Origin of the sequence: Archangium violaceum (assembly GCF_016887565.1) — a bacterium.
GTDB lineage: Bacteria > Myxococcota > Myxococcia > Myxococcales > Myxococcaceae > Archangium > Archangium violaceum_B.
The window spans coordinates 2,003,152-2,028,384 of sequence record NZ_CP069396.1; the positions used below are offsets into that span (position 1 = coordinate 2,003,152).

General features: G+C 69.4%; 23 protein-coding genes. 15 read left to right on the forward strand and 8 right to left on the reverse strand.

Going from position 1 to position 25,233, the window contains the following annotated elements; genetic code table 11:
• Positions 1–203 precede the first annotated feature (203 nt).
• Both JRI60_RS08465 and JRI60_RS08470 read left to right on the forward strand, forming a co-directional pair.
• Entirely contained in the window at positions 204–2,612 is a 2,409-nt protein-coding gene (locus JRI60_RS08465; protein WP_204225338.1) for an FG-GAP-like repeat-containing protein, read from the forward strand.
• Between the two features lie 222 nt (positions 2,613–2,834).
• The gene (locus tag JRI60_RS08470; protein WP_204225339.1) at positions 2,835–3,854 is read left to right on the forward strand and encodes a hypothetical protein; all 1,020 of its coding nucleotides are present in this window, start codon (positions 2,835–2,837) and stop codon (positions 3,852–3,854) included.
• 3 nt (positions 3,855–3,857) lie between these two features.
• On the opposite strand, the gene JRI60_RS08475 is transcribed toward JRI60_RS08470, so the two are convergent.
• On the reverse strand, positions 3,858–4,439 hold the full coding sequence (locus JRI60_RS08475) for a TIGR02265 family protein (protein WP_204225340.1): 582 nt from the start codon (positions 4,437–4,439) through the stop codon (positions 3,858–3,860).
• A 241-nt stretch (positions 4,440–4,680) separates the two neighbouring features.
• Between JRI60_RS08475 and JRI60_RS08480 the strand changes: the two genes are divergently transcribed.
• Genes JRI60_RS08480 through hppD form a run of 3 tightly spaced genes read left to right on the forward strand, consistent with a single transcriptional unit; the run spans position 4,681 to position 7,520 of the window.
• A complete protein-coding gene (locus JRI60_RS08480; RefSeq protein ID WP_204225341.1) occupies positions 4,681–5,658 on the forward strand; it encodes a fumarylacetoacetate hydrolase family protein in 978 nt (325 codons plus the stop codon).
• Positions 5,655–6,302 carry a maleylacetoacetate isomerase gene (gene maiA / locus JRI60_RS08485; RefSeq protein ID WP_204225342.1) on the forward strand — a complete coding sequence of 216 codons (648 nt, stop codon included), beginning with the start codon at positions 5,655–5,657 and terminating at the stop codon, positions 6,300–6,302. The genes JRI60_RS08480 and maiA overlap by 4 nt, the downstream gene beginning before the upstream one ends.
• A gap of 54 nt (positions 6,303–6,356) precedes the next feature.
• Complete coding sequence (gene hppD, locus JRI60_RS08490) at positions 6,357–7,520, forward strand: 4-hydroxyphenylpyruvate dioxygenase (RefSeq protein ID WP_204225343.1); 1,164 nt, start codon at positions 6,357–6,359, stop codon at positions 7,518–7,520.
• Positions 7,521–7,620: 100 nt separating this feature from the next.
• Here the strand turns inward: hppD and JRI60_RS08495 are convergent, their stop codons facing one another.
• The 4 genes from JRI60_RS08495 to JRI60_RS08510 form a co-directional block, all read right to left on the reverse strand.
• Positions 7,621–8,190, reverse strand: a complete 570-nt coding sequence (locus tag JRI60_RS08495; protein ID WP_204225344.1) for a hypothetical protein — start codon at positions 8,188–8,190, stop codon at positions 7,621–7,623.
• A 130-nt stretch (positions 8,191–8,320) separates the two neighbouring features.
• A complete protein-coding gene (locus tag JRI60_RS08500) occupies positions 8,321–9,523 on the reverse strand; it encodes a hypothetical protein (protein ID WP_204225345.1) in 1,203 nt (400 codons plus the stop codon).
• A gap of 1 nt (position 9,524) precedes the next feature.
• A complete protein-coding gene (locus JRI60_RS08505) occupies positions 9,525–12,275 on the reverse strand; it encodes a TonB-dependent receptor domain-containing protein (RefSeq protein WP_204225346.1) in 2,751 nt (916 codons plus the stop codon).
• Positions 12,276–12,461: 186 nt separating this feature from the next.
• A complete protein-coding gene (locus tag JRI60_RS08510) occupies positions 12,462–13,529 on the reverse strand; it encodes a YgfZ/GcvT domain-containing protein (RefSeq protein ID WP_204225347.1) in 1,068 nt (355 codons plus the stop codon).
• Between the two features lie 38 nt (positions 13,530–13,567).
• Here JRI60_RS08510 and JRI60_RS08515 point away from each other — a divergent pair, with 38 nt between their 5' ends.
• The 5 genes from JRI60_RS08515 (at position 13,568) to JRI60_RS53160 (ending at position 16,820) form a co-directional block, all read left to right on the forward strand.
• Positions 13,568–13,894, forward strand: a complete 327-nt coding sequence (locus JRI60_RS08515) for a cupin domain-containing protein (protein ID WP_204225348.1) — start codon at positions 13,568–13,570, stop codon at positions 13,892–13,894.
• Complete coding sequence (locus JRI60_RS08520) at positions 13,891–15,228, forward strand: thioredoxin domain-containing protein (RefSeq protein WP_204225349.1); 1,338 nt, start codon at positions 13,891–13,893, stop codon at positions 15,226–15,228. The genes JRI60_RS08515 and JRI60_RS08520 overlap by 4 nt, the downstream gene beginning before the upstream one ends.
• Positions 15,229–15,239: 11 nt before the next feature.
• A complete protein-coding gene (locus JRI60_RS08525) occupies positions 15,240–15,617 on the forward strand; it encodes a translation initiation factor (RefSeq protein WP_204225350.1) in 378 nt (125 codons plus the stop codon).
• A gap of 122 nt (positions 15,618–15,739) precedes the next feature.
• The gene (locus JRI60_RS08530) at positions 15,740–16,234 is read left to right on the forward strand and encodes a hypothetical protein (protein WP_239470418.1); all 495 of its coding nucleotides are present in this window, start codon (positions 15,740–15,742) and stop codon (positions 16,232–16,234) included.
• A gap of 4 nt (positions 16,235–16,238) precedes the next feature.
• Positions 16,239–16,820, forward strand: a complete 582-nt coding sequence (locus tag JRI60_RS53160) for a hypothetical protein (protein ID WP_239470419.1) — start codon at positions 16,239–16,241, stop codon at positions 16,818–16,820.
• A gap of 54 nt (positions 16,821–16,874) precedes the next feature.
• Here JRI60_RS53160 and JRI60_RS08540 read toward each other — a convergent pair whose 3' ends face one another.
• Both JRI60_RS08540 and JRI60_RS08545 read right to left on the reverse strand, forming a co-directional pair.
• Positions 16,875–17,879, reverse strand: a complete 1,005-nt coding sequence (locus JRI60_RS08540) for an isocitrate dehydrogenase (NAD(+)) (RefSeq protein WP_204225351.1) — start codon at positions 17,877–17,879, stop codon at positions 16,875–16,877.
• Positions 17,880–17,944: 65 nt separating this feature from the next.
• The gene (locus JRI60_RS08545) at positions 17,945–18,751 is read right to left on the reverse strand and encodes a DUF2270 domain-containing protein (RefSeq protein ID WP_204225352.1); all 807 of its coding nucleotides are present in this window, start codon (positions 18,749–18,751) and stop codon (positions 17,945–17,947) included.
• A 79-nt stretch (positions 18,752–18,830) separates the two neighbouring features.
• On the opposite strand from JRI60_RS08545, the gene JRI60_RS08550 reads away from it, so the two are divergent.
• The gene (locus JRI60_RS08550) at positions 18,831–20,903 is read left to right on the forward strand and encodes a response regulator (protein ID WP_204225353.1); all 2,073 of its coding nucleotides are present in this window, start codon (positions 18,831–18,833) and stop codon (positions 20,901–20,903) included.
• 147 nt (positions 20,904–21,050) lie between these two features.
• On the forward strand, positions 21,051–21,677 hold the full coding sequence (locus JRI60_RS08555; RefSeq protein ID WP_239470420.1) for a TIGR02265 family protein: 627 nt from the start codon (positions 21,051–21,053) through the stop codon (positions 21,675–21,677).
• Here the strand turns inward: JRI60_RS08555 and JRI60_RS08560 are convergent.
• Complete coding sequence (locus tag JRI60_RS08560) at positions 21,653–22,669, reverse strand: LysR family transcriptional regulator (RefSeq protein WP_204225354.1); 1,017 nt, start codon at positions 22,667–22,669, stop codon at positions 21,653–21,655. The two genes, JRI60_RS08555 and JRI60_RS08560, sit on opposite strands and share 25 nt — an antisense overlap.
• Here JRI60_RS08560 and JRI60_RS08565 point away from each other — a divergent pair.
• From JRI60_RS08565 to JRI60_RS08575, 3 genes are all read left to right on the forward strand, one after another.
• Positions 22,668–23,681 carry a zinc-dependent alcohol dehydrogenase family protein gene (locus JRI60_RS08565; RefSeq protein WP_204225355.1) on the forward strand — a complete coding sequence of 338 codons (1,014 nt, stop codon included), beginning with the start codon at positions 22,668–22,670 and terminating at the stop codon, positions 23,679–23,681. The genes JRI60_RS08560 and JRI60_RS08565 overlap by 2 nt on opposite strands.
• A 14-nt stretch (positions 23,682–23,695) precedes the next feature.
• The gene (locus tag JRI60_RS08570; RefSeq protein ID WP_204225356.1) at positions 23,696–24,376 is read left to right on the forward strand and encodes an HAD family hydrolase; all 681 of its coding nucleotides are present in this window, start codon (positions 23,696–23,698) and stop codon (positions 24,374–24,376) included.
• Positions 24,377–24,607: 231 nt separating this feature from the next.
• Positions 24,608–25,231, forward strand: a complete 624-nt coding sequence (locus JRI60_RS08575; RefSeq protein ID WP_204225357.1) for a TIGR02265 family protein — start codon at positions 24,608–24,610, stop codon at positions 25,229–25,231.
• Positions 25,232–25,233: the final 2 nt, after the last annotated feature.

Here is a 25,233-nt window from a genome sequence, read left to right on the forward strand (position 1 = left end):
CTCGGGTGATGAGGGGCTCCGTCCCGGGTGCCATCCATAGGTGGGTGGCACTCGGAGCCGGGCCGGAGATGTCCTACATTACCGGGAAAAGATCCAATTCCCGGTGCTCTCCTCAATTCCAGACGAGGAGCCTTCACCTCGAGGTGGGGGCAGGGGGTGGCCGCGCGCCGGGCCGGGCTCGGGCGTGAGAGGAGAGACGATATATGCGGCTGTACGTTGCGCTGGGGACGATGGTGTTGGCGAGTGCCTGTGGCACCACGGAGCAGGAGGGTGGGTCGAAGGCGCTGGCGGAGAGACAGCTCTCGGAGCGCTGTGAGGTTCCGCCGCCCTTCACGGGCCACTTCGAGCCGGAACTGCAGTGGGCGTGGACGGGGAGCGGGGTGATGCCCGAGTCCCGGCAGGTGATGATGACGCCGGTGGTGGTGGACGTGAACCGGGACGGCTCGCCGGACATCGTCTTCAGCACCTTCGATGGCGAGCTCTACAACGCGAGAGCCCAGGCGGGCGGCAACCCCAACATCAACGGGGTGCTCCGGGCCATCAGCGGCGAGGACGGTCTCGAGCTGTGGGCCGCGGCGAGCCCGCTGGCCCGGGTGAAGCCGGCCGCCAGCATCGCCGCCGGTGACATCGACGGTGACGGTGCGGTGGAGATCTGCGGCATTCCGGAGGACGGCCGCGGCATCATCTGCTTCGAGAACGATGGCACCTTCAAGTTCCGCTCGGCCCCCGACGCGAACGACTACAACGAGTGGGGTGGCCCCTCGCTGGCGGATCTGGATGGCGACGGCACCGTGGAGATCCTCGACGGCAACCGCGTCTATGACAACACCGGCGCGCTGAAGTGGGTGGGCTCCGAGGGCATGGACGGCGCCCTGTATACCGGCCCCGTCTCCTTCGCGGCGGACATCGACCAGGACGGCAAGCAGGAGGTCATCAATGGCCGCTCCGTCTACCGGCATGATGGCTCGCTCAAGTGCAGCAACACGCAGATTCCGGGCGGCTTCGCGGGCGTGGCGAACTTCGACGGTGACGCGGCGGGGGAGATCGTCGTGTCGGGCCATGGCCAGGTGAGCCTGCTCGATGACGACTGCTCGCTGCTGTGGAGCAGGCCGGTCCACATCACCGACCCCGAGCAGCCCTACCACGACAATGCCGGCCATGGCGGCGCGCCCAACATCGCGGACTTCGATGGCGACGGGCAGCTGGAGATCGGCCTGGCGGGTGACTGGAACTACACCGTCTATGGCGCCAACGGCGCCGTGAAGTGGACCTTCCCCATCTGGGACTACAGCTCCGGGAAGACGACCTCCACCACCTTCGACCTGGATGGCGATGGCCGGCTCGAGGTCATCTACGCCGACGAGCGCCAGCTGCGCATCTTCGACGGGGTGACGGGCGCGGTGCGCTGGCAGACGCCGCACAGCTCGGGCACCACGCACGAGTACCCGCTCGTCGCGGACGTGGATGGTGACAACGCCGCGGACATCGTCGTGGTGGAGAACGACAACGCCTCGCCGACGCCGGGCCTCAACGGCATCCGCGTGTACCACGACACCCAGGAGGGCTGGGCCGGCGCCCGGCGCATCTGGAACCAGCACGCCTACTCGGTGACGAACGTCAACGACGACGGCACCATCCCCAGCAGCCCGGAGGCCCACTGGTTGGATCCGAGGCTCAACGTCTTCCGCTCCAACGTCGCTGGTTACGTGGGCCAGGGCAACCCCTACGCCGCCGCGGACCTCGTCGCCTCCGAGGTGACGGCGTCGTGTGATGGCACGGGCGTGCTCACGCTCGGTGCGCGCGTGCGCAACCTGGGCGATGCTCCGGTGCCCGTCGGCGTGAAGGTGGCCTTCTACCGGGGCAACCCGGCCTCGGGCGGTACGCTGCTCGCGGTGGGCACCGCCGCCGACGCGCTGCCCGTGGGCTCCAGCGCGCTCGTGACCGTGTCCCTGCCCTCGTCCTTCACGGGCAACGCCGAGGTGTTCGCCGTGGTGGACGACGACGGCACGGGCAAGGGCCGCGACACCGAGTGCCGCGAGGACAACAACGCCGCCTCGGCCACGGTGGACCTCACCTGCCAGCCGCCGCCGAGCAACCAGCCGCCCGTGGCCCTCTGCCGCGACGTCACCGTCACGGTCAGCGACTCCTGCCAGGGCCACGCCAGCGTGAACAACGGCAGCTACGACCCGGACAACGGGCCCTCGCCGCTCACCGTCACCGAGTCGCCCAACGCCTCCTTCGGCCCGGGCCGCCACCCCGTCACGCTGACGGCCTCGGACGGTGAGGCGAGCTCCCAGTGCGTGGGCATCGTCACCGTGGTGGACTCCGCGAAGCCCACCATCACCTGCCCGCTCGGGGTGGACGCCAAGGTGGGCCTCGGCAGCCTCGGCCTCTCCATCCAGTACGCCGTCTCGGCCCAGGACAACTGCGGCCCGGTGCCCGTCACCTGCTCGCATCCCTCCGGCGCGCTCTTCCTGCTCGGCCTGACGAACGTCACCTGCACCGCGAAGGATGCTTCCGGCAACACGGCCTCGTGCAACTTCGGCGTCCGCGTGAGCGTCAGCATCTCGCTGCCGCTCTCCACCCAGGCCACGCAGGCCGCGGACCTCTGACGGCCCACGGAGCGCGGGTACCACCGGGTCGGCGAACCGCTGGAAGTTCAGCGGTTTGTCCGACCCGATGTCGTTTCCAGGATGAATTTGGATTCACGGCAAAGTTCCCCCCTGGCTGAGCGGACGCGCCTGGGGTAGGGTGCACCCATGGTGTCGGGTACGACACCGCGCGGTGTCGTAGCAGACCCCATCCTCAAGGGGTCTCGATACGAGGGAAGACGCATGGGTCACGCACTCCACTCCCCCCTGTCCGTCACGCAGTCCTCCAGCTCCGCCCCGGGCACTCCCTGGCGTGGGCGGATGCCCTTCGAGGAAGCGGGAAAGAGGGAACACCCGGTGCTGTGCGCCTCGGAGCTCTACGGGCGCATCTGCGTGAGGGATCCGTACTTCGCGCTGCGCGAGGTGTCGGTGGTGGGCGAGGGCGAGGTGCTGGCGCGGGTGCCGGTGGAGCAGGACCCGGGGCAGGAGGCCTCGCCCATCAACGCCGCCGAGGTGGGGCGGCACCTGGCCATCCTCGGCTCGTGTGCGTCGTCGCTGGTGAACCCGAAGGAGGGGCAGCACTACTACCTGGCGCGGCGCGCGCGGTTGGAGCGGCTGCACGAGGGCCCGCTGCCCCGCGCTACAGGGCTGTTGTGGGGCGCGGCGCGAGCGGAGTTCAAGGACAAGCGCACCGCCACCGCGAGCACGCTGCTGGCCAGCGGGGAGGGCCAGCCGCTCTTCTCGGTGGAGGTGGACTACAACGTGCTGTCGGCGGCGGCCTTCCAGCGTCTCTTCCAGTGCGCGCGCCAGGACATGCGCCGCGAGCCCCGCGAGCGTACGCGGTGCGAGGGCGCGCCGGCCGACTTCGCCGCCATGCGTCAGAATCCGCACCGTCACCCGCTGCCGTTGCGGGACTTCGTGCGTGACGGCGAGTGCCTGAAGGCCACGCTGGGCCCGGTGAGCGCGGAGCTGTGCAAGGGCCACTTCGCCATGCACCCGGTGCTGCCGGTGGCGGTGGTGATGAGCGGCCTGTCCGGGATGGCGGGCGCGCTGCTGCGCCAGCTGTTGGGCAACGCGTCGGTGCGCTACCTGGTGACGCGGGGCGAGGTGCGCGCGGACAGCCTCGCCTACGCCGGGGAGACGGTGACGTTCGGCGCCCACCTGCACGGGGTGGAGGGGCGCGACCACCACTTCTATTGCTGGGCCTCGGTGGGTGAGCGCCTGGTGGGGGTGATGGAGCTGACGCTCACCTGCCTGGAGTGACACTCACTCCCAGGTGATTTCGTAGTCCACCGAGTCGATGCCGAGCGTGTTCGCCGTGACGGTGCCCTTGAAGCCGAGGGCCTCCAGCGCGCCCTCGAAGATGCCCACGTGGTAGGCGGCCGGCTGCATGTCGCCGCGGTAGGCGATGATGCATGCCTTGGGGCCGGCGGGGCGGTGGTCGCGCTGGCCGTACGTCACCACGGTGCTGAAGGCCACGCGCGTCTGGGCGAAGAGCCGCTGCGGGTCCCCCTTGCCGAGGATGCCGAAGACGACCTGGCCCGGGCCGCTGGAGAAGCGGCCCACGCACGCACGGCCGCAGGCGTTGAAGACCGCGTCCTGGGCGCCCAGCTTGTTCTCCAATGCGTCCGCCGCGGCGTAGAGCAGCGTGAGGTAGTCCGAGGCGGGGTAGGTGCGCAGGTCGCTCATGTCCCTGGCCAGCGTGCCGGAGCGGACCTGACGCAACGCGTCCGCGCCTGCCTGCTTCTCGACGAGATCGAACACCACCCGGAAGAAGAGACCGCGTACCGCGTCGGTGGGCTTGGTGACGGCGATGCGAGCGGCGAGCTCGTTCTTGTTGGATGGCATGGGTTTGGTCCTACCCCGGGGAGAGTCGGAGGCACCCAAGCTTAACGCTCCGTCGCATTTCGTCGAGAAATTGGGACGCCAGGTAGGGGTTGTTCTTCCCAACCTATACCTCGGGTGCGAGGCGTGGATGACGCGATGCGCAGGAAGCCCGTGCTTGACACCCTGGCCCCGGTACGGAAAAGCCCGGGGCGAAGGCGCCGGCCCGCCTGCTCATTCCCCCTGGCCGCCTGGAGTCCGACGCGTGAAGCTCGCCACCCTGAACGACGGAACCCGCGATGGACGGCTCATCGTCGTCAAGCGGGACAACTCGGCCTACGCGCTCGCCACCAACGTGGCCCTCACGCTCCAGGCCGCGCTCGACAAGTGGGACGAGCTGGAGCCCAGGCTGCGCGCGCTGGCCGAGGAGCTCGAGGCCGACCGCGTGCAGAGCCGCCCCGTCGATGTCCGCGCCCTGCTCTCCCCGTTGCCGCGTGCCTACGAGTGGGTGGACGGCAGTGCCTACCTCAACCACGTCATCCTCGTGCGCAAGGCGCGCAACGCCGAGCCTCCGGCCACGATGAAGACGGATCCGCTCGTCTACCAGGGCGGCTCCGGTACCTTCCTCGCGCCGACGCAGGACCTGCCCCTGGTGGACGAGGCGTGGGGCATGGACTTCGAGTCCGAGGTGGCCGTCATCCTCGGCGACGTGCCGCTGGGGACGAAGGCCGAGGACGCGGCGAAGTACGTGAAGCTGGTGATGCTGTGCAACGACGTCACCCTGCGCAACCTCATCCCCAATGAGCTGGCCAAGGGCTTCGGCTTCTTCCAGGGCAAGCCCTCCAGCGCCTTCAGCCCCTTCGCGCTCACCCCGGACGAGCTCGGCGCCGCGTGGAAGGACGGCCGCGTCCACCTGCGCCTGCGCTCCATCCTCAACGGTCAGGTGGTGGGGGACACGGACGCCGGCCCGGAGATGCACTTCTCCTTCTTCGACCTCATCCAGCACATCGCGAAGACGCGCGCCTTCACCGCTGGCACCATCCTCGGCAGCGGCACCGTGTCCAACGAGGACCGTGCCCGGGGCATCTCCTGCCTCGCCGAGCGCCGGATGATCGAGACCATCGAGGCCGGTGCACCCAGGACGCCCTTCATGAAGGTGGGTGACACCATCGACATCGAGATGTTGGACGCGGAGGGACGCAGCCTCTTCGGGCGTATCTCCCAGAAGGTGGTGGGCACGTGAAGCTCTACAGTTACTGGCGTTCGTCGTGTTCGTGGCGGGTGCGTATCGCGCTCGAGCTCAAGGGGCTGTCGTATGAGTACGTGCCCGTGCACCTGGTGAAGGACGGGGGCGAGCAGAACAGCGAGTCCTACCGCTCCCTCAACCCCATGCGCACCGTGCCCATGCTGGAGCTCACCGAGGGGGGCCAGGTGCGCCGGTTGTCCCAGTCCATGGCCATCCTCGAGTACCTGGAGGAGCGCCACGCCTCGCCCGCCCTGCTGCCAGCCGACCCGTATCTCCGGGCTCGCTGCCGGATGTTGTCGGAGATGGTGAACTCGGGCATCCAGCCGTTGCAGAACCTGGCCGTGCTGCAGCGCATCAAGGGGGAGCTGAAGGGCGATGACAAGGCCTGGTGTGCCTATTGGATCGACCGGGGGCTGACGGCCTTCCAGGCCTCCGTCCAGGAGACGGCGGGCACGTACTGCCTGGGAGACGCAGTGTCGTTCGCCGACATCTGCCTGGTGCCCCAGCTCTACGGGGCCCGGCGTTTCGGGGTAGACCTCGCGCCCTACGGGCTGCTCACGCGCATCGAAGCGGCGTGCGCCAGCCTTCCCGCCTTCCAGGCGGCGCACCCGGACCGGCAGCCCGACGCGCAGCCGGCCTGAGTCGACGACGCATCAACGCAGTCGGAACCCGAAGCACCGGAGGAGTCGGCACACATGGCGAAGCTCGAGTCGCTGGGCATCAAGGGGCTGGAGAGCGTCCACTGGTACGTGAACGATCTGGAGCGCAGCCGGCACTTCTACGTGAACGGGTTGGACTTCGCGGAGCAGGGCGTGTCCTCGCCGGAGCTGGAGAAGGAGGGCAGGCAGAAGTCCGCCGTCTTCCAGGCGGGCGGCATCGTGCTGGTGGTGAGCCAACCGGTGGGCGAGGGCGGCCGCGCCTGGCGCTATCTGCGCAAGCACCCGGACGGGGTGGGCACGCTCAACTACCAGGTGGAGGACGTCGAGAAGACCTACCGCCTGCTGGAGCAGCGCGGCGCCACCTTCATCACCGACATCCAGCGCTTCACCGACGCGCAGGGCGGCAAGCTGGCGATGTTCTCCATCACCACGCCCTTCGGTGACACCACCTTCCGCTTCATCCAGCGCGACGGGTACAAGGCCCTCTATCCGGGCTTCATGCAGTACGAGAAGCCGCGCGGCGGCACCAACCGCTACGGCTTCACGCACATCGACCACATCACGTCCAACTTCCAGACCATGAGGCCCATGCTCCTGTGGATGGAGCACGTGATGGGCTTCGAGAAGTTCTGGGAGATTCAATTCCACACCGAGGACGTGGCCGCCAAGCAGAAGCGCGAGCATGGCTCGGGCCTGCGCTCCGAGGTCATCTGGGATCCCGTCAGCCGGGTGAAGTTCGCCAACAACGAGCCCCTGAAGCCCTTCTTCAAGTCCTCGCAGATCAACATCTTCAACGAGGACCACAAGGGCGATGGCGTGCAGCACCTGGCCCTGGTGGTGAAGGACATCCTCTCCGCGGTGAAGGAGATGCGCGAGCGGGGTGGCATCTCCTTCATGCCCACCCCGGGCACGTACTACGACGCGCTGCCCGAGCGCATCCAGCAGCTGGGCATCAAGAAGATCGACGAGGACATCCAGCAGCTGCGCGACCTGGAGGTGCTCGTGGATGGCGCCGGGGAGCACAGCTACCTGCTGCAGATCTTCATGAAGGACGCGGCCGCCCTCTACAAGGACCAGAAGGCGGGCCCGTTCTTCTACGAGATCATCCAGCGCAAGGGCGACCAGGGCTTCGGTGGCGGCAACTTCCGCGCGCTCTTCGAGAGCATCGAGCGCCAGCAGAAGGCGGAAGGGCGGCTCTAGGCCGCCCTCGGCCGGCGGGAGCTCACCGCTTCCGCCGGTACTCCGTCTCGACCGCCTTGGCCTCCATGGTGGCCATTGGCCGCCAAGGGATCGGCTCGAGTCAACGGCGCCGATCCTCGCGCAGCTCCTTCCGGTCCTCGCGCGTCTCGCGCTGGTCCTGCCGCACCTCCTGCTTGCCGAGCCGCACCAGCTCGACGATGAGCTCGCGCTTGCGCTCGAGCTGCGCCTGGGACCGGGCGCCCGAGAGCGAGCTCAACTCGCGCGCGATGGTCTTCCGCGCCGTCTGCGAGGCCGCCTCCACGCGCGCGTCCCGGACGTCATCCCGCGTCTCCGCGCGGCTCTCCCTCCGGTCATCCCGCGCCTCGGCCCTGGCCTGCGCCATCTCGGTGCGGCCCTCGGCCAGCTCGGCCCTCAGCAGCTCGCGCAGCCGGTCATCCACGGCGGCCAGCTCGGCGTTGTTCCTGCGGGCCCGCGCCGCGTCGAAGCGCGCCAGCACGCGCTCCAGCTCGGCCACGTCCATCCGGTCGTCCGCGCGCTGGGCGGTGTCCTGGCGCACCTCGTGGCGATCCTGCGCACGTTCGATGCGGTCCCGCTGGGACTGGGCGTGCGCGGAACCGGCGAGGAGGAGGGAGGCAACGAGCGCGGAGGAGAGGGCGTTCAAGGTCTTCATGTTGGAAGCTCCAGAGGTTGTCTTCGTGAACACCCATCTGGACGGAGGCGCCGGGCCCTTATTTCAAATCGGCGCCGTCATACTTCGTCATGAAGCCGCAATGTGCGCGAAACGCGGGGGGTGCACGCCGCTACTCGAAGAGGGAGAGCTCTCGGAAGTCGGCCCGATTCATCAGCCCTTCGCCCACCACGCGCAGGCGCACCTGCGTCACCGCGGGAGCCTCCGGAGCGAGCGGCACGTCGAGGAATCGCTCCATGCCCAGGCGATTCGTGAGCTGGGCGTTTCGGGCCCTGCGGCGGGTCTCGAGGGTGGCCCGGCCGAGCACTGTCCACTCCTGCCCATCCACGCTCCCCTCCACCACCACCGCTTCCGTATGACCGGCACTGGCGAAGCCGCGCACCACTGCCTGGCGCAGCTTCTTCGGGGTCGGCAGCCGCACGCGTAGCTCATTCAGGGGCACGGATTTGATCGTCTCCAGCTTCCCATCCGTCAGCGGGCACGTGTCGACGAACGGCTCGCAGGCCGCCCCCCGGCTGACCGGCACGAGCCCTCCGGACGGCAGCGCCACGGAAGCACTCGCCCACTCGACATAGAAAGACAGGTAGCTGTCGTTCAGGCTCACCATCGGTTTGAAGGTCCAATCGCCATCGATGAAGACGGACGTCCGCGCCACGGGCGCCGCGAAGTCCTCCAGGATGGAGCGGCTCACGGCCAGCGTCTCCTTCGGGCTCGGGCTCCACCAGAGGATGCCGTCTCCACTGCGCAACTCCAGCCAGAGCGAGGGCGGACTGGGGTTGGGCTCGGTGTGCCGGGAGCCATCTGTTTCGATGATCGTCCAATCATTGGAGGTGGCCGAGGGAGGAATCTCCAGGGTGGGAAGGGGTGCACCCAGCGCCAGCATCACCCCGTCCGCCGTGGGCGTGGTGTGGAGGTCCGCTTGCCAGGGGAGGAGCGCGGGCAGCTCCACGTCGCCTCCGTGGAGGTTGAATCCGAGCCAGCTCTCCGAGCCGTCCTCTTCCTGGCGGTGGAGCCGGAACGCATGCAGGCTGAAGGAGTAATCCCTGACTTGGCTCCGGGTCTCCTTCACCAGCAGCTCGAGCGTGTAGCTGCCATCTGGCTCCGTCGTCACCTCGCGGAAGGGCTCGAAGACGGACACGGTGGGCGTCGAGCCGTCGTAGGCGGTCTTGCGCTCGAACATCAGGGTCGTGCCCGCGAGCGGAGTGCCATCGGCGTGCAGGGCCCGCCCGTACACGAAGAGGGGATCCTCCGGGTACAGGGTGCCGCAGCCGGTGGCCAGCAGGGACAGGGCCAGGAGGGAAGCACGGGTCTTCATGTCAGTAGCTCACCTTCACGCCGAGCAGCGGCAGCACCACCGGCGGCACGTCCATGGGTTTGCGGTCGGCGAACACGTCAGTGCCTGGCCAGTCCTCGGTCGTGTACGTGTAGTCGTACGCGAGCACCTCCCGCTGCAGGGAGAGGTTGAGCACGTCGAGGTAGGCGTCCACCACCACCGCGTCCAGCGTCCACGTCTTGGAGATGCGCGCGTCCACGCGGAAGTAGGGCGGCAGGCGCTCGGCCCGGTCCGGGTCGGTGCGCACCCAATGCTCGACGCCCTCCTCGTCCCGCACCACGTGCATGTTGCGCGAGCTGAGCTCCCCGGTCTCGGGCCGGCCGGTGTTGAAGTGCACCACCGCGCCCACCGTGAGGTTGCCGGGGAAGCGGTAGCTCAGCGCGGCGTTGAAGACGTGCACCTGCTCGAAGGCGAAGGGCAGGTAGCCCTCGCCCTGGCCCACCACCTGGTCCTGGTCGTCGTAGCGGTCGAAGCGCGCCCAGCGCTTGCTCTGCTGGAAGCCGTAGGACACCCAGCCGAACCAGTTGCCCCCGAGCGGGTGGCGCGCCATCAGCTCCAACCCGTACGCGTACCCGTGCGAGGCCGGGTCGGGCGCGGGCGCGTTGCGGCGCCGCCGGTTCTCCAGCAGTTGCTCGAAGCTGAACTCCACCGTGCGCGGCAGCGGGTTGTACCAGGCGTCCGCGGACAGCTCGAGCCCCTCCAGGGCCTTCCACTCCGCGCCCAGGTCGAACTGCATTCCATTCTGCAGGCCGTAGCGCAGGCCCGCCGCGTCCATGACCGGTAGCTGGACGAGCACCGTGGGCGGCTGGTGGTAGAGCCCCGCGCCGGCCTTCAACGTGAGGCTCTCGGTCATCGCGTGGCGCACCGCCAGCCGCGGCTCCAGCGTGTAGTAGGAGATGCCCGGCACCAGGTGCCAGGAGTCCCCTCGCAGGCCCGTCACCACCGACCACCGCGCGTCCGGCTTCCAGCTCAGCTCGCCGTACAGGCCCGAGAACGTGGCCAGCGTCGAGGGCCGCCGCAGCGCGTCCGTCGGGTCATCGCCCCGGGTGCCCGGAGGAATCGCGATGCCGGTGAGGGTGAACCCGCCGCGGCGGTGCTCCACGTCCGCGCCCAGCGACAGCGACAGCGTGTCCGTGAGCCCCTTGCTCCAGCCGGCACGCGCACGGAAGGTCTGCTCGGCCATGCCGAACTCACCGACCTTCGTCGGGCCTCGCCTGGCGGTCGTCCCCAGCTGGTCCAGGCCCCAGGTGAGGCCCACCTCCGCCTCGCCTCCCCACAGCGGGTGCTGCCCGCGCAGGTCCACCCGGTGGAAGCGCATGGCCAGGTCTCCGGCGTAGTCGTTCTTGCTCTCGGCCTTCAGGCCCAACAGGTCCGAGCTGCCGAAGACGAGCAGCCGCAGCCGCCCCTCGCCCACCTTCTGTTCCACCCGCGCCTGGTAGTCCCAGAAGTCCGCGCGGTAGCCGGAGCTCACCTCCTCGCCGCTCGTGACCGAGAGGGCGTTGGCCGCCAGCGACACCAGCAGCGCCGAGTAGCTGAGCCGCCCCGACACGGTGACGCTCGTGCCCGTCTCCTCGATGGGCACCTCCACGAAGCCACCCGCGTTGAGCAGGTCCGCGTACGCGCTGGCGTGCAGCCCCTTCTCTCGCGGCCGGCTGAGCCGCCCATCCACCGCTCCCCCCAGCGTCCTCCCGTAGCGCACCGGCGGCGCCCCCGCCTGGAAGTCGATGGAGTCGATGAACTCCGGGTGCACCACCGCGGGGCCCAGCAGCAGGTGGTACAGCATCGGCACGCGCACCCCGTCGATGGAGTAGCCCGTCGCCGCCGGCTGGCTGCCTCGCACCACCGGGTACGAGAGGCCCGAGGCCACGCTCCCCACTCCCGGCATCAGCATCACCACCCGGAAGGGATCCCCCTGCGTGCCCGGTACTTCGCGCACCTCCTGGTCGTGCAGCGTGATGCGGGAGACCTCCGTGCGCTCACGGTCTCCTCGCACCACCGTCTCGTAGGGATTCACCACCAGCGGCTCCAGGCCGTAGCGCACCTCCAGGCGCTGGTCCTCCTTCAGCTCCTCGCGGAAGTCCGCCGGCTTGTAGCCGGGCGCTGAGACGTGCACCTCTTGGAGGCCGGGCTTCAGCGCGAGCTCGAAGTGGCCCTCGGCATCCGTGGTCACCGTCGCGCCGTTCACCGTCACCGCCGCGTCGCCCAGCGGCTTCCTCGTGCCCTTGGAGCGGATGAGGCCCGTGAGCACCGTCCGGCTCGCGGGCTCGGCCGGAGGCTCGAAGCGGTAGGTGAAGGGGAGCCGCACAGAGACCGGCGTGCCGTCCAGTGTGGCCGGAGTGAAGCGGAGTCCGGTGGCCGCGCGCACCGCCGCGTCGTTGAAGGCCGCCTCGGCTCCCTGTACCACCTCGGCCCGCTCGACCGTCCCCTGCTCGGTGAGGAGCAGCTCCAGCGTCACCGTGCGCGGCCCCGTCCAGTCTCCCTCCGGATACTGGGCCGGCGCGTCCGTGAGCAGCGTGGGCGGGGTGAGGGTCGTCATCCCCGCATCGGGTGTCTCGACCACGAGCCCTCCGTCGAGGGCTCGGACCTCTTGTTCCCGGGTGATGAGCGTTCCCGTCTCCGCGGGTTGGGCTCCGGCCGGCGAGGCCAGCACCACGAGCAGGAGCGCCAGGAGGCCGCTCCATCCCAGGATGGGGCGTTTCGTGAAGGGGAGGGGGACGGGCAGGTGACGGCTCATTCAGCCGGAAGACACCCGAGCCCCGTTCCACGGTCATCCGGATTTTCCCGCGAGATTTCCGGCTCGGGGTTCTTCTTGAGGTGCGAGGGGGTGCACTCAGGGTGCTTCAGATAACCCTCACCCCGTCCCTCTCCCAGAGGGAGAGGGGAAATTGCCGCGGGGGAATTGCCGCGGGGGAGGTGGGGCTCAGGGCAGGGGGAGGGTCGAGACGGTCGCCTCGGTCGGGCCCTCTCCCACCGTCAGCACCGTTCCCGGCTCCAGGTGGTCCCGGTGCACGTACCCCAGTGCCACCGTCTGCCCCTTGCCCGGCGAATGCACCACGGTGGTGACCCATCCCACCTTTTTTCCGTTCTTCTTCAGCTCGGTGCCGGGCGCCGCCTCGGTGGTTCCCAGCAGGAGTCCCGTCAGCTTCCGGTTCATGTGCCCCCGGAAGGTGGCCCGGGCAATTACCTCCTGCCCGATGTAGCACCCCTTGTTGTACGAGATGGCATGCGTGAGGTTCGCCTCCAGCGGAATGGTGGTCTCCCCCATGTCCTGTCCGAAGCGCGGCACCCCCGCCTCCACTCGCAGCACCTCCAGCGCCCTCCAGCCCAGCGGCTTCAGCCCGAGGGCCCCACCCGCCGCCACCAGCGCCTTCCACACCGCTTCCAGCCCACTCCGGGGCACCAGCAGGTCCACCCCGTGCGGCTCCACCCGGGTGCTTCCCACGCCCAGCACCTCCTGGCCCGCCAGGGTGATGGCACGGGTGGCGTCCTGGGGCAGGGGCTCGAACGGGCTCCCCTGCACGGCACCCAGCAGGTCGGCCGTCCGGGGGCCCAGCAGCCGCAGTACCCCCAGCTCGTCCGTGGCGTCGTGCAGCTCCGCGTCCTCGGAGATGAGGTACTTCTCCAGGAACTCCCGGACCTTGGCTCCCATCCCGGGCTCCATGTCCAGCAGCAGGTCGGCCTCGCGCCGCACGACGCGGGCATCCGCCACCATGGACCCCTTCACGGTGATCATCGCCGCGTAGGTGGCCGCTCCGGAGGCCAGGCCCTTCACTTCCTGGGTTACCATCCCGTGCAGGAAGCTCGCGCGGTCCTCGCCGGTTATCCGCAGCGCTTCCCGGTAGGTGGCATCATGGAGGGCCACCGCTTCCCGGGCCGCCCGGTACTCGGCCTCCCCATCTCCATGGTCGGCCACGACCTCCCGACCGTTGACGTCCTGGAAGCGGGCGCCTGCCTGCTCGTGAAGAAAATGCAGAGACAGCGGTTCCATGACCGTCGCTATATAGAGGCCCGGGAGTGAATGCCACGATGGATGTCAGATACCTGTCGGACTTCCAGGGCTTCTCGGCCGAGAAGCTCCAGAAGCACAACCTTTTCAAGTCGGAGCGCTTCTTCCTGGACGTGTACTGCCTCACGCCCGGCCAGTCCCAGAAGCCCCACCGGCACGCCACCTCGGACAAGGTGTACCTCGTCCTCGAGGGGCGCTGCCGCTTCCGCATTGGCACCGACGAGGCCTCCCATGGCCCTGGTGCCGCCATTTCCGCCCCCGCGGGCGTCGAGCACGGCGTCACCAATGACGGCCCCGACAACGCCCGCCTCCTCGTCCTGATGACCCCTCCTCCGGAGCACGCATGAGCAAGAAGGCCAATCCGCCCCCTCCCGTCCCGGTCCGCGGCGCCCAGGTGCTGCTCGGCCTGGCCCTCGCCGAGAGCGCGCTCTCCATCTTCCAGTGGTTGGAGCTCCTCACCCTGCGCGCCGGTGGCACCACCGTGTGTGGCATCTCCGAGCGCGTCAATTGCGAGACGGTGTGGAACTCCCCCTTCGCCAGCACGGTGCACGAGCTGCTGCGCATCCCCGTGGCCGGGCTCGGCCTGGTGTGGGGCATCGTCGCGGTGGCGCTCTCCGCCCTCTACCTCGTGTGGCAGCGCAACGGGCACACCGTGCGGCCCGCCACCAACGGCTTGCGTCTGGTGGCCGCCGCTGGCGTGGGCGCCAGCCTCGTCTTCGGCGCCGCGAGCGCGAGTGCCGGCGCGCTGTGCCTCACGTGTCTGGGCACCTACGTCCTCACGATCGCCTTCGCCCTCGTGGCCTGGCGGGGCCTGCCCGGCCCCGTCCTGCCCCAGACGGGTGAGTGGGGCCGCGCCCTCCAGTGGACGGGGGGCTTCGCCGTGGCCGCGTACGTGGCGCTGCTCGTGCCCGGCCAGCAGACGCCCAAGGCCTCCGCCGCCCTCCAGGCCCTCGCGGGCTCGCCCACCACGGACGCCCCCGGCTCACTGGCGGCCTACCTGCGTGGACTGCCGCAGCCCGAGCAGCAGGCCCTCGCCAACGCGCTGGCGCTCTACCGCCAGTCCTCGCCGAAGCCGGCTACCGCGCCCGCGCGCCGCCTCTACGGGCCCGTGAACGCGCCGGTGAAGATGGTGGAGTGGACGGACAGCCGGTGCCCCCACTGCAAGAACCTGGTGGAGGCGCTCGCCCTCATGAAGAAGCGTCTCCCCGAGGGCAAGCTGTCCCTGGAGGCCCGCCAGTTCCCGCTCGACAGCGAGTGCAACACGGCCATGGCCCGGCAGCACACCGATGGTTCCGGCATCCGCTGCACGGCGGCCAAGGCGCAGATCTGCCTCGAGGACGCCCCCGACTACTGGGAGCTGCGCGAGAAGCTCTTCGCCGCCCAGATGTCGCTCACCAGCCCCGATGCGGTGCTGAGCGTCCTCTCTTCCGGCTCCGTCTCGCGCGAGCAGCTCCAGGCCTGCATCGCGAAGCCGGAGACGACCCAGAAGCTGCAGGAGGATCTCGCGTACGCGAAGCAGCACGGGGTTCGCGGCACGCCGCTGGTGGTCATCAACGGCCGCGAGGCGCGGGCCATCCCGTCCTTCCTCTACGCGCTCATCATGGCGAACGGGGACGCGAACGACCCCGCCTTCCAGGTGCTGCCCCAGACGCAGCCCTTGCAGGCGCGGGACCAGCACTGAGCGGGCGGTTCATGGGCAAGCGTGACAAGAAGCCCGAGACGCCCGCCCCGGCGGCGCCCTTCCACAACCCCTTCTCGGCGCTGGGCGTGAAGCGCGAGGAGCTGCCCCCCGGGCCGGCTCCCGCGCCGGTGAAGGCCGAGGAGCCCAAGGGCCCCGCGCGCGCCGTGGTGCGCATGGAGCGCAAGGGCCGTGGGGGCAAGGAAGTGACGGTGGTGGAGCAGCTCGGGCTGCGGGAAGCCGAGCTGGAGAAGTGGCTCAAGGCCCTCAAGGGCTCCCTGGGTTGTGGGGGCGTGGTGGAGGGCGAGGCCCTGGTGCTGCAGGGCGACCAGCGCGAGCGTCTGCCCGCGCTCCTGGAGGCCCGCGGCGTGCGCCGCGTCACCGTGGGCTGAGGCTCTTCCGGGCCGTCCGCGCGGATACGTCCGGGCGTGGACGGCCGGACGGGCCGCGGGCTTGTTCGACGGCGGGTCGAGGGACTCCAATGGAGTCGCCTCCCTCCGTCAGGAGCCTGGATATGCCCGGAGCACGCTCACGGCTTCATTGGCTGGCCCTGTTGCTGCTGGTGTCCTCGGGATGTGGGCGCACCGGTCCCAGAACCAGGACCATCGTCACGGGCAGGATAGAGCCGGGGCAGATCCATTTCGTCACGATCGTCAAGCCCAGGAAGGATGAGCCGAGCGGCTGGCGCGCGGCCTGTATCCGCATCAACATCCAGAGAGCGAATACGGGAGAGTCGTTCCTTTGTGGATTTGGCGTTGAGATGCCGATCCAGAACGACGACGGCCCCATCTCCCTCCCGCTCGCACAGCGCATCACGGCGGAGCGCATCCATGAGGCCGCCGAGGTGGTTTTCAGCTCCGCTACACCCGCGTCTGGTCTGGGCTTGTTGTGTGAATCCCTCAAGAAGACGCTCAAACCCATGCTTTGGGCATCCATCGAGGGTTCACGTGTGAAGACATCATGCCATAAGAAAGCCATACCCGTTCAGCTTGGCAATCTCGTCCCCTAGTCCCATGACTCCATCGAAAGAAGAGCTGCTGGCCATTGCCCGGCAGTACTGGCGCCCCGACAAGGATTACGAGCTCAGGCAGGAGAGAAGCCCCGAGCACGATAGGCTCGAGGCGCGATGGGAAGAAGCGCTCGAGGAACACCATCGGTGGCATGCGTTATTGGATGATCTCGAACAGGAGCTTCCCGGCTTCACCTTGGGAGATGGCACCGCGACACCTGATGCTTGCTTCCGTTGTGTTGCCTATCCGGTGACGCACGAGAAGGGTCAACCGCTGCCGCCGTACCATTGGATCGTGGTGGGCTGCCTCAGCATCCTGGCACCCATCTACATCGTCTATGGGGTGGAGTACGGTCGCGTCGGAAGAAGGCGGCTCAATCCCAGGGTCAGCCTCGAGCCACTCTTGCCCGAGCGGCAAGCCGTTGCCGATGTCCTCTCCAGGAAGATCGAAGAGCGTTTCGGAGCCAGCAAGCTTCCGAGAGACATCGCCGAGACTCCCGTCCCCCTGTACGCGCAGTGGGTGGAGCCTCCAGAAACGACGCTCTTCCATGTGCTCTTCACGAACGAACCCGGCAACGTGCCTTGAGGTGGCGACATTGCCGGGCTCCGACGTGCTACGGGAACGAAGGGCTGTTGCCTGCTACAGCGCCGCGATGACCGCGTCGGTGAACTCGCGGGTGGTGGCGCTGCCGCTCAGGTCGCCGGTGCGCGCCTTGCCCTCGCCGTGAACCTTGGCCAGCGCGTTCTCGAACTTGCGCGCCTCGTCCTTCAGGTCCATCCAGTCCAGCATCATCACCGCCGACATCATCAGCGCGGTGGGGTTGGCCAGCCCCTTGCCCGCGATGTCCGGCGCCGTGCCGTGCACCGCCTCGAACATCGCCGTGCGCTCGCCGATGTTGGCGCCCGGCACCAGGCCCAGGCCGCCCACCAGGCCCGCGCACAGGTCACTGATGATGTCGCCGTACAGGTTCTCCATCACCAGCACGTCGTAGCGCGTCGGGTCCTTCACCAACTGCATGCACATGTTGTCGATGATGACCTCCTCGTAATGGATCTCCGGGTACTCCCGGCCCACCTTGCGGGTGCAGTCGAGGAAGAGGCCATCCGACAGCTTCATGATGTTGGCCTTGTGGACGCTCGTCACCTTCTTGCGCCCGTTCTTCTTGGCGTACTCGAAGGCGAAGCGCGCAATGCGCGTGGAGGCCTTCTCGGTGATGATCTTCAGCGACTCCACCACGCCCGGCACGATGATGTGCTCCAGGCCCGCGTAGAGCGACTCGGTGTTCTCGCGCACCACCACCAGGTCCACGTTCTCGTAGCGCGTCTTCACGCCGGGCACGCTCTTGACCGGGCGCAGCGAGGAGTAGAGATCCAACCGCTTGCGCAGGCCCACGTTGGCCGAGGCCATGCCGCCTCCCACCACCGTGCCCGTGGGGCCCTTGAGCGCCACGCCGCTGCGCAGCACCGCCTCCACCGTCTCGTGGGGCAGGTTGGTGCCGTACTTGGCGATGACCTCGGTGCCCGCGTCCTTGTACTCGAACTCCAGTGGAGCCTTGAGCGCCTCGAGGACGCGGATGGTGGCCGCCATCACCTCGGGGCCGATTCCATCGCCATTGATGACCGTGACCGTACGCGTATTCGCCATGTCTCGCGCTTCAAGCACAAAAGACAGGGCCCCGAAAGGAGGAAAACGACCCTGACGCAGCCTGTCTAATGCATGGGTGGAGTCTGGATGGGAGGCGGCTCCGACGGCGGCTGGGGGGCGGGCGGCGTCTTGCGGCGGTTGCGGCGGCGGGGGCTGAGCGTGGCGTAGGGCCGATAGAAGGACTCCCACAGGGTGGCGCGGCGCCCACGCGGCCGGCTGCGCAGCTCTCCCAGCGGGGCCCGGGTGAAGAAGGAGGCCACGAAGAGGTAGGCGAAGAGCAGCACCAGCACGAAGAAGAACATCATGACGAAGCCGCCAGCGATGGGTCCGATGCGTGCCCGGCTCACGAACTCGCTGAAGTTCTGGGGCGCCTGCGGGTGGCTGTACACCTTGACGAACCAGGCCAGTGTCAGCACCAGCAGGATGGGCCCGTAGGCCCGGTTGAGACGGGTGGAGATGGAGGAGAAGACCGACAGTTGGATCTGCGGCCGTTCCATCAGGGTGACCAGCTCGCGCAGGGAGTCCGGGTCCACCGGCTCGCGGCGCAGCATGGGAATCCAATAGCCCTCCTCCAACAGGCGCACCCGCCTCATCCACAAGTCGTAATAGCGGTAACGGCGCGCCTCGATGGACAGGAACGACACCACCATCCAGATGCCCACCAGGAAGACGACATGGGACGCCGCCGAGGAGAAGCCGAAGGAGACGACGGCCGCGGTGGTGGTCATGGCCCAGTTGGTGGTGTTGTCCAGGCGCGAGCGCCAGGTGTCCGAGCGGGTGAGCTCGCCCCGGAACAGCTGGGCCATGGCCGCGTCCGAGAGCGGCACGGCCTCGTACTCGTTCTTGTCGCGCTCGTTACCCTCGTTGGCCATTCCGTTTCCTCCCTTGTGAGCGCCCGGGCGGGCGGGTAGCCGCACCGGCACGCCGTGCCCACTCTCACCCGGAGGAACCATGGCCATCCCCTTCCTCCAAGACACCCCGCCTCCCGTGGATCCAGTGGCCGCCCTGCTTCAGCTGCTGGAAGAGGAGGAGGAGCGCGTGGTGCGCCTGTGGTCCAAGCGCATCCGAGCGGAGACGTACGAGCTGGACATCCCCGGCCGCAACCTGCGTGCCCCGCTGCGCCGGCTCGTGGACGAGCTCGTCCGCCTGCTCAGGGACCGGGGGAGGGACGTGCTGGTCCTCTGGCCGGAGGTGGTGCGTCCCCACGGGGCTCGAAGGTACGACCAGCGCTTCGAGGTGGAGGACCTGGCGCGCGAGTTCAAGGCGCTCGAGGAGGTGCTCCTCTACGTGTACGCGCGGCGCAACGGCCAGCTGGAGCCGGAGGTGGCCACGTTCATCGTGGAGCTGGTGGGCGAGGCACATGCCTCGGCGCAGGCCTCCTTCGCGCGGGTGCTGAGGACGGAGGAGGTGCGCTTCCGCGAGGCGGCGGTGATGGAGTCGGTGCTGCACCACGTGGAGGTGGGCATCCTCCTGGCCGAGGTGGATGGCACGGTGTCCTTCGCCACGCCGCCGGTGAGCCGGCTGCTCGGCGTGCCCATGCGGGCCGTGGTGGGCTCGCGCTCGCAGTCGCCGCTGACGGCGGTGCTCACCCAGGTGAACGCGCGTCAACCCAACGGCACCCCCTTCAAGGTGGCCGACATGCCCTTCATGCGGGCCATGAAGGAGCGGGGGCCGGTGCGCGGAGTGATGATGGTGGTGGAGCGGCCCGGCGGGGGCGAGGCCACCCTGGAGCTGAGCGCCACACCCGTCTGGGAGGAGGGCGGCGAGCTGGCCGGTGTCCTGCAAACCTTCACCGACCGCACCGAGGCCGCCAACAAGACGAAGGCGCTGATGAGCGCCCACGACGAGGTGCGGCGGCTGCAGGGGCGGCTGCTGCAACGCACGCGCACGCAGGCGCTGGGACAGCTCGCGAGTGGCGCGGCGCACGCGCTCAACAACTTCCTCAACGTGCTGCGGCTGCGCATCACCCTGCTGCGGCGCGACTCCAAGCCCGAGCACCTAGACGCGCTGGACAAGACGGTGGGGCAGATCGGCGAGCTGGTGGCGCGGCTGCAGGAATTCAACGTGCAGCGCACCGAGGAGCAGCTCGCGGACGTCCAGGTGGACGCCACGGTGCACGAGGCGCTGGAGCTGGCGCGCGCGGAGCTGGAGCAGGGCGAGCACCCCATCGGCGTGGAGCTGCGCCTGGGACAGCCGTGCGCGGTGCGGGCGGACCCGGGCTTCTTCCGCGAGCTGGTGGTGAACCTGTTGCTGGCGACGAAGGAGCGGCTGGGCGAGGCGGGCGGGCGCGTGGCGGTGGAGTCGCGGACGGAGCCGGCCGGGTGGGTGCGGTTGCGCGTGGAGGACTCCGGCACGCTGTACGCGGAGGAGGAGATGACGCGCATGTTCGACCCGCTCAACCGCGAGGCGGGCGCACCCCAGCTCTCGCTGCTGCTGGCGGTGGCGCGCAACCAGGTGCAGCGCTGGGGCGGCGAGCTGACGGTGGAGAACCTGCCGGGAGGCGACGGCGCGGCCTTCGTGGTGCGGCTGCCGCTGGCGAGCTCCTCGGAGGAGGTGGCGGCGGAGCGGACGGCGGCGGGCCGGAGCACCACGGTGAGCCCGCGGCGTTTCCAGCAGACGCGCCGGGTGCTGGTGGTGGACGACGATCCGGACAACGCGCGCATGATGGCGGAGGTGCTCAGCGAGGAGGGCTACGACGTGATGGTGGCCCACAGCGGGGACGTGGCGCTGAAGCTGTGGGAGGAGCGCCGCTACGACGCCGCCCTGCTGGACGCGGTGATGCCGGACATCTCGGGATGGGAGGTGGCGCGCGAGCTGCGCAAGCGTTCGCCGCACGCGCTGCTGGCCATCGTGACGGGCATGGACGTGCGCGGGCAGAATCGCGCCAACCTCGCGCTGGTGGACGCCGTGTTCCGCAAGCCCATCGACGTGGGCGCGCTGGATGAGTTCCTCGGCCAGTCGGAGTCACCCTCGGCCTCCGGCGGGGGCGGGTCGGCCGGGTCGGTGCCTCCTCCTTCCTCGTGAGTCACCGCGCTGGGCGGGAGCACCGGGAATGGATTTCTTCAGGCTCAGTGCGACGAAGAGGTGACGTGCTCTCCCTCGACTGACGGAGGTGAATGGAGCGGGTACAGTGTGCGCGGGTGCGGGCTCGAAGCTCACCAAGGAGGAGACATGCACATGGGCAAGGAGAGCGCCTGGTGGTCGATGGCTCCACCCGGCTCGGATGAGGATCTGGAGCGGAGGCTGGCGATGGCCTCCCCGTCGGACACGGCGCGAGGCATGTTCCTGCGTGCCACGCTGGACGCGGTGCGCACCCTGGGGGACGAGGAGGCGGTGCGGCGCTGCCAGCGGCTGAGCGGGGAGGAGAACCTCATGGACTTCTTCATCTACCCCGTCAGCGTGAACCTGCGGATGGTGTTCACCGCGGCGCGGTTGCTGGAGGACCGGTATGGGGGCTTCGACGAGGCGCTGCGGCAGCTGGGCTCCCGGGCGGCGGAGAGCTTCCTGGCGTCCGCGGCGGGCCTGACGCTCCAGCTGCTGGCCCGGGGGGACGTGAAGCGCCTGGTGGGCAATCTGCCCTCGGCCTACCGGGCCTCGGTGAGCTTCGGGGTGCGCTCGGTGGTGTGGACGGGGCCGAGGCGTGGCCGGTTCACCATGCGGCACGAGTTCATGCCCTATCCCTTCCAGGAAGGGATGTTGCTGGGCGTGCTGCGCAAGGTGAACGCCCGGGGCGCGCGGGTGCGCGGCTTCCAGCTCTCGACGCTCGAGAGCGACTATGACGTCTCCTGGGAGGCGTGAGCGGACGCGGCTCCGCGCTCCAGCCGGGTGAAGAGGTCCACCAGCCAGGAGACGAGGGCGCGCACGCGGGCGTTGCCGCGCAGGTCCTGGTGCACCGCGCTCCACACCTCACGGGTGGGCAGCTTCGCGGTGGGCAGCACGCGCACCAGGCGGGGGTTCGCGCTGGCGAAGGCACTGGCGACGGCGGCCAGGCCGTGGCCCGAGGCGCAGGCGGCCAGGAGCGTCGAGGTGCTGTTGGAGCGCACCACGTAGCGCGCGCCGGGGGCATGGCGGCGCAGCCAGCGCATCTCGGGCACGGCGTCCAGCGAGGGGTCGAAGGTGACGAAGTCGTGCCGGGACAGCTCGCGCTGCGTGCGCGGGCGGCCCCGGCGCGCGAGGTAGGCCTCGCTGGCATAGAGGCCGTAGGGGAGCGTCCCGAGCCGCCGGACCACGAGCGCCTCCTCGCGAGGGCGGAAGAGGCGCACCGCCACGTCCGCCTCCCGGCGGGCCAGGTCGAGCGGGCGCGTGTCGGTGCGCAGCTCCAGGTCGATGCCCGGGTGCCTCTCGCGGAACTCCAGCAGGTGGGGGACCAGCACCAGGCTCATCAGCCCCTCGCCGGCCGTCAGCCGCAGCAGGCCCTCGAGGCGGACGTCGCTGCCACCCACCTCGCGCTCGAGGCCGAGGAACCGCTCCTCGATGTGCTCGGCCATGGAGAGCACGCGGGCTCCCTCGCGCGTGAGGGACAGCCCCTCGCGCGTCCGGTCGAACAGGCGCGTGCCGAGCGCCGACTCCAGCGCGGAGAGCCGGCGGCCCACCGTCGTCGCGTCCACGCCCAGCAGCCGCGCGGCCGCCGCGTGTGAGCGGCCGCGGTGGGCCGCGAGGAACACCCGCAGGTCATCCCAATGGTGCATGCCCTGCATTTTCGCAGGGTCCACCTGCGCCGTCCTCGGGTTTCGCGCCCGGAGGGAGCCGCGCATCCTCCCGTGTGTCTCATCCACGAGGAGGAAGTCCATGAAGGCATTCGAGCTGCGCGGATTCGGGTTGGACTCACTGGTACTCACCGAGCGGCCGGACCCCGTGCCCGGCCCTTTCGAGGTCGTCGTGCGCATGCGCGGGGCCTCGCTCAACTACCGCGACCTGGTGCTCCTCCGGGGCACGTACGACCCGAACCTGCGGTTTCCATTCGTTCCGCTGTCGGATGGCGCGGGCGAGGTGGTGGCGGTGGGGCCCGGGGTGACGCGCGTGAAGCCGGGAGAGCGGGTGGTGCTCTCGTACGTGCAGGACTGGGTGGCGGGAGAGCCCGTGCCGTCGCTGGTGGCGCGCCGGCTGGGCGGGCCCACCGACGGCGTGCTGGCGGAGTACGTGAAGGTGCCCGAGCACGGGCTCGTCCATGCGCCGACGCACCTGTCGGACGTGGAGGCCGCCACGCTGCCCATCGCCGCGGTGACGGCGTGGCACGTGCTCTTCGGGGTGGGCCGGGTGCGGCCCGGGGATACGGTGCTCGTGGAGGGCACGGGAGGCGTGTCGCTCTTCGCGCTGCAACTGGCGCGGCTGGCGGGAGCGCGGGTGCTGGTGACGTCCGGCAGTGACGAGAAGCTGGCCCGGGCGAAGGCGCTCGGCGCGAGCGCGGGCATCCACTACCGGAAGACGCCGGAGTGGGACGAGGCGGTGCTGGCGCTCACGGGAGGACGCGGGGTGGACCACGTGGTGGAGGTGGCGGGTGGGGCCAACCTGGGGCGCGCGCTGCGGGCGGTGCGCCTGGGCGGCGAGGTGAGCGTGGTGGGCTTCCTGGAGGGGATGCGCTCGGAGCTGGAGCTGACGCAGGCCATCCGCCGGTGTGTCACCCTGAGGGCGGTGTCGGCGGGCAGCAGGACGAGCCTCGAGCACCTGATTCGCGCGCTGGAGGCCCACGCGGTGCGCCCCGTGGTGGACCGGGTGTTCCCCTTCACGGAGGCGCGGGCGGCGCTCGAACACCTGGCGAGCGGGCAACACTTCGGCAAGGTGGCCCTGGCCTTCCCCGGCTGATACGGGAGGAGGTCATGAGCCTCCATTCCCTCTCCGCCGCCATCTTCGACATGGATGGCACCCTCGTCGACAACATGCTCTTCCACGCCCGGGCCTGGGTGTCCATGTCCCAGAGCCTCGGCCTCGACGTCCCCGTGGAGCGCTTCGAGCGGGAGTTCGCCGGCAAGCGCAACGAGGAGATCTTCCCCGCGCTGCTCGGCCGTCCCGTGCCGCCCGAGGAGCTGGCGCGGCTGGCCGAGCGCAAGGAGTCCCACTACCGCGAGCTCTACGCGCCGCACCTGTCGCCGCTGCGGGGGACTCGCGAGCTCCTCGCGCGCCTGCGCGGCGCGGGCCTCCAGCTCGCGGTGGCCACGGCCGCGCCGAGCGCCAACCGCACCTTCGTCCTCGACGGCCTGGAGCTGCGCCCGCACTTCTCCCACGTGGTGGGCGCGGAGGACGTGACGCGCGGCAAGCCGGCGCCCGACATCTTCCTGGCCGCCGCGCGGGCGCTCTGCGTGGAGCCCTCCGCGTGCGTCGTCTTCGAGGACGCGGTGAACGGCATCCGCGCGGCGCGCGCGGCCGGGATGCTCGCCGTGGGCGTCACCACCATGACGCCCGCGGAGGTCCTGCTCGAGGCCGGTGCCCACTGGGTCATTGGTGACTTCACCACCTTGCCGGTGGACTTCGAGCGGCGGCTCTTCGGCGGGGCTGTTTGAATCCCACCCCACCGGAAAGTGGAAACCATTGCAGGACTGAAAGCTTTCACAAACACAGCGCGTCCCGTGCGCTGCCGGTACAATCCCACAACGCGGGTGGATGGGCGGGCGAAATGCCCGCTCTCCCTCGGAGAAAGGCGCGGGAAGGAAGGCCGCTGTGCTGACAGGCAGGCCTGGAACAATTAGGATAGCCTTTACTCAATCAGGCTGATTCCTGCCCAGGGGGCACACATGGCCGTGAGCACCAGCGCGCGTTCCAGGTGGGTGAAGTCAGACACCTGGGAGCAGGAATTGGAGCGTCGGATGTGCCTGGCGACCGCGGAAGACACCGTGTGCGGGCTGTACTTCAACAGCACGCTGGCGGTGTTGCAGTCGGTGGGTGACGAGGCTCTGGTGAAGCGCTGCGTGGAGGCGAGCGGGGAGGAGCGCTTCCTGGACTTCTTCCGCTATCCCGTGCGAATGCAGGGGCAGATGGTCTCCGCCGCGCTGCCGGCGCTGGCGGAGGAGTTCGGGAGCGCGGAGGAGGCACTGCGGCAGCTCGGGCGGTTGGGGGCGAAGCACTTCCTGAGGGCGGGGGCGGGCAAGGCGATGCTGTCGCTGTCTCCGGGCAGCCCCAGGCAGCTGCTGAGCACGCTGCCCACGGCCTATCGGCTGTCGGTGAGCTACGGCCAGTACGAGCTGAAGTGGACGGGTCCCAACAGCGGCCGCTTCGTCCTCAAGGGCGACTTCATGCCCTACCCCTTCCACGAGGGCACGGTGGCGATGCTGCTGGAGCTGGGGGGCGCTCGAGAGGTGAGGGTGAGCGGATGGTCCACGGGTGGGCTCGACAGTGAGTGTGAATTCTGTTGGCAGTGAGC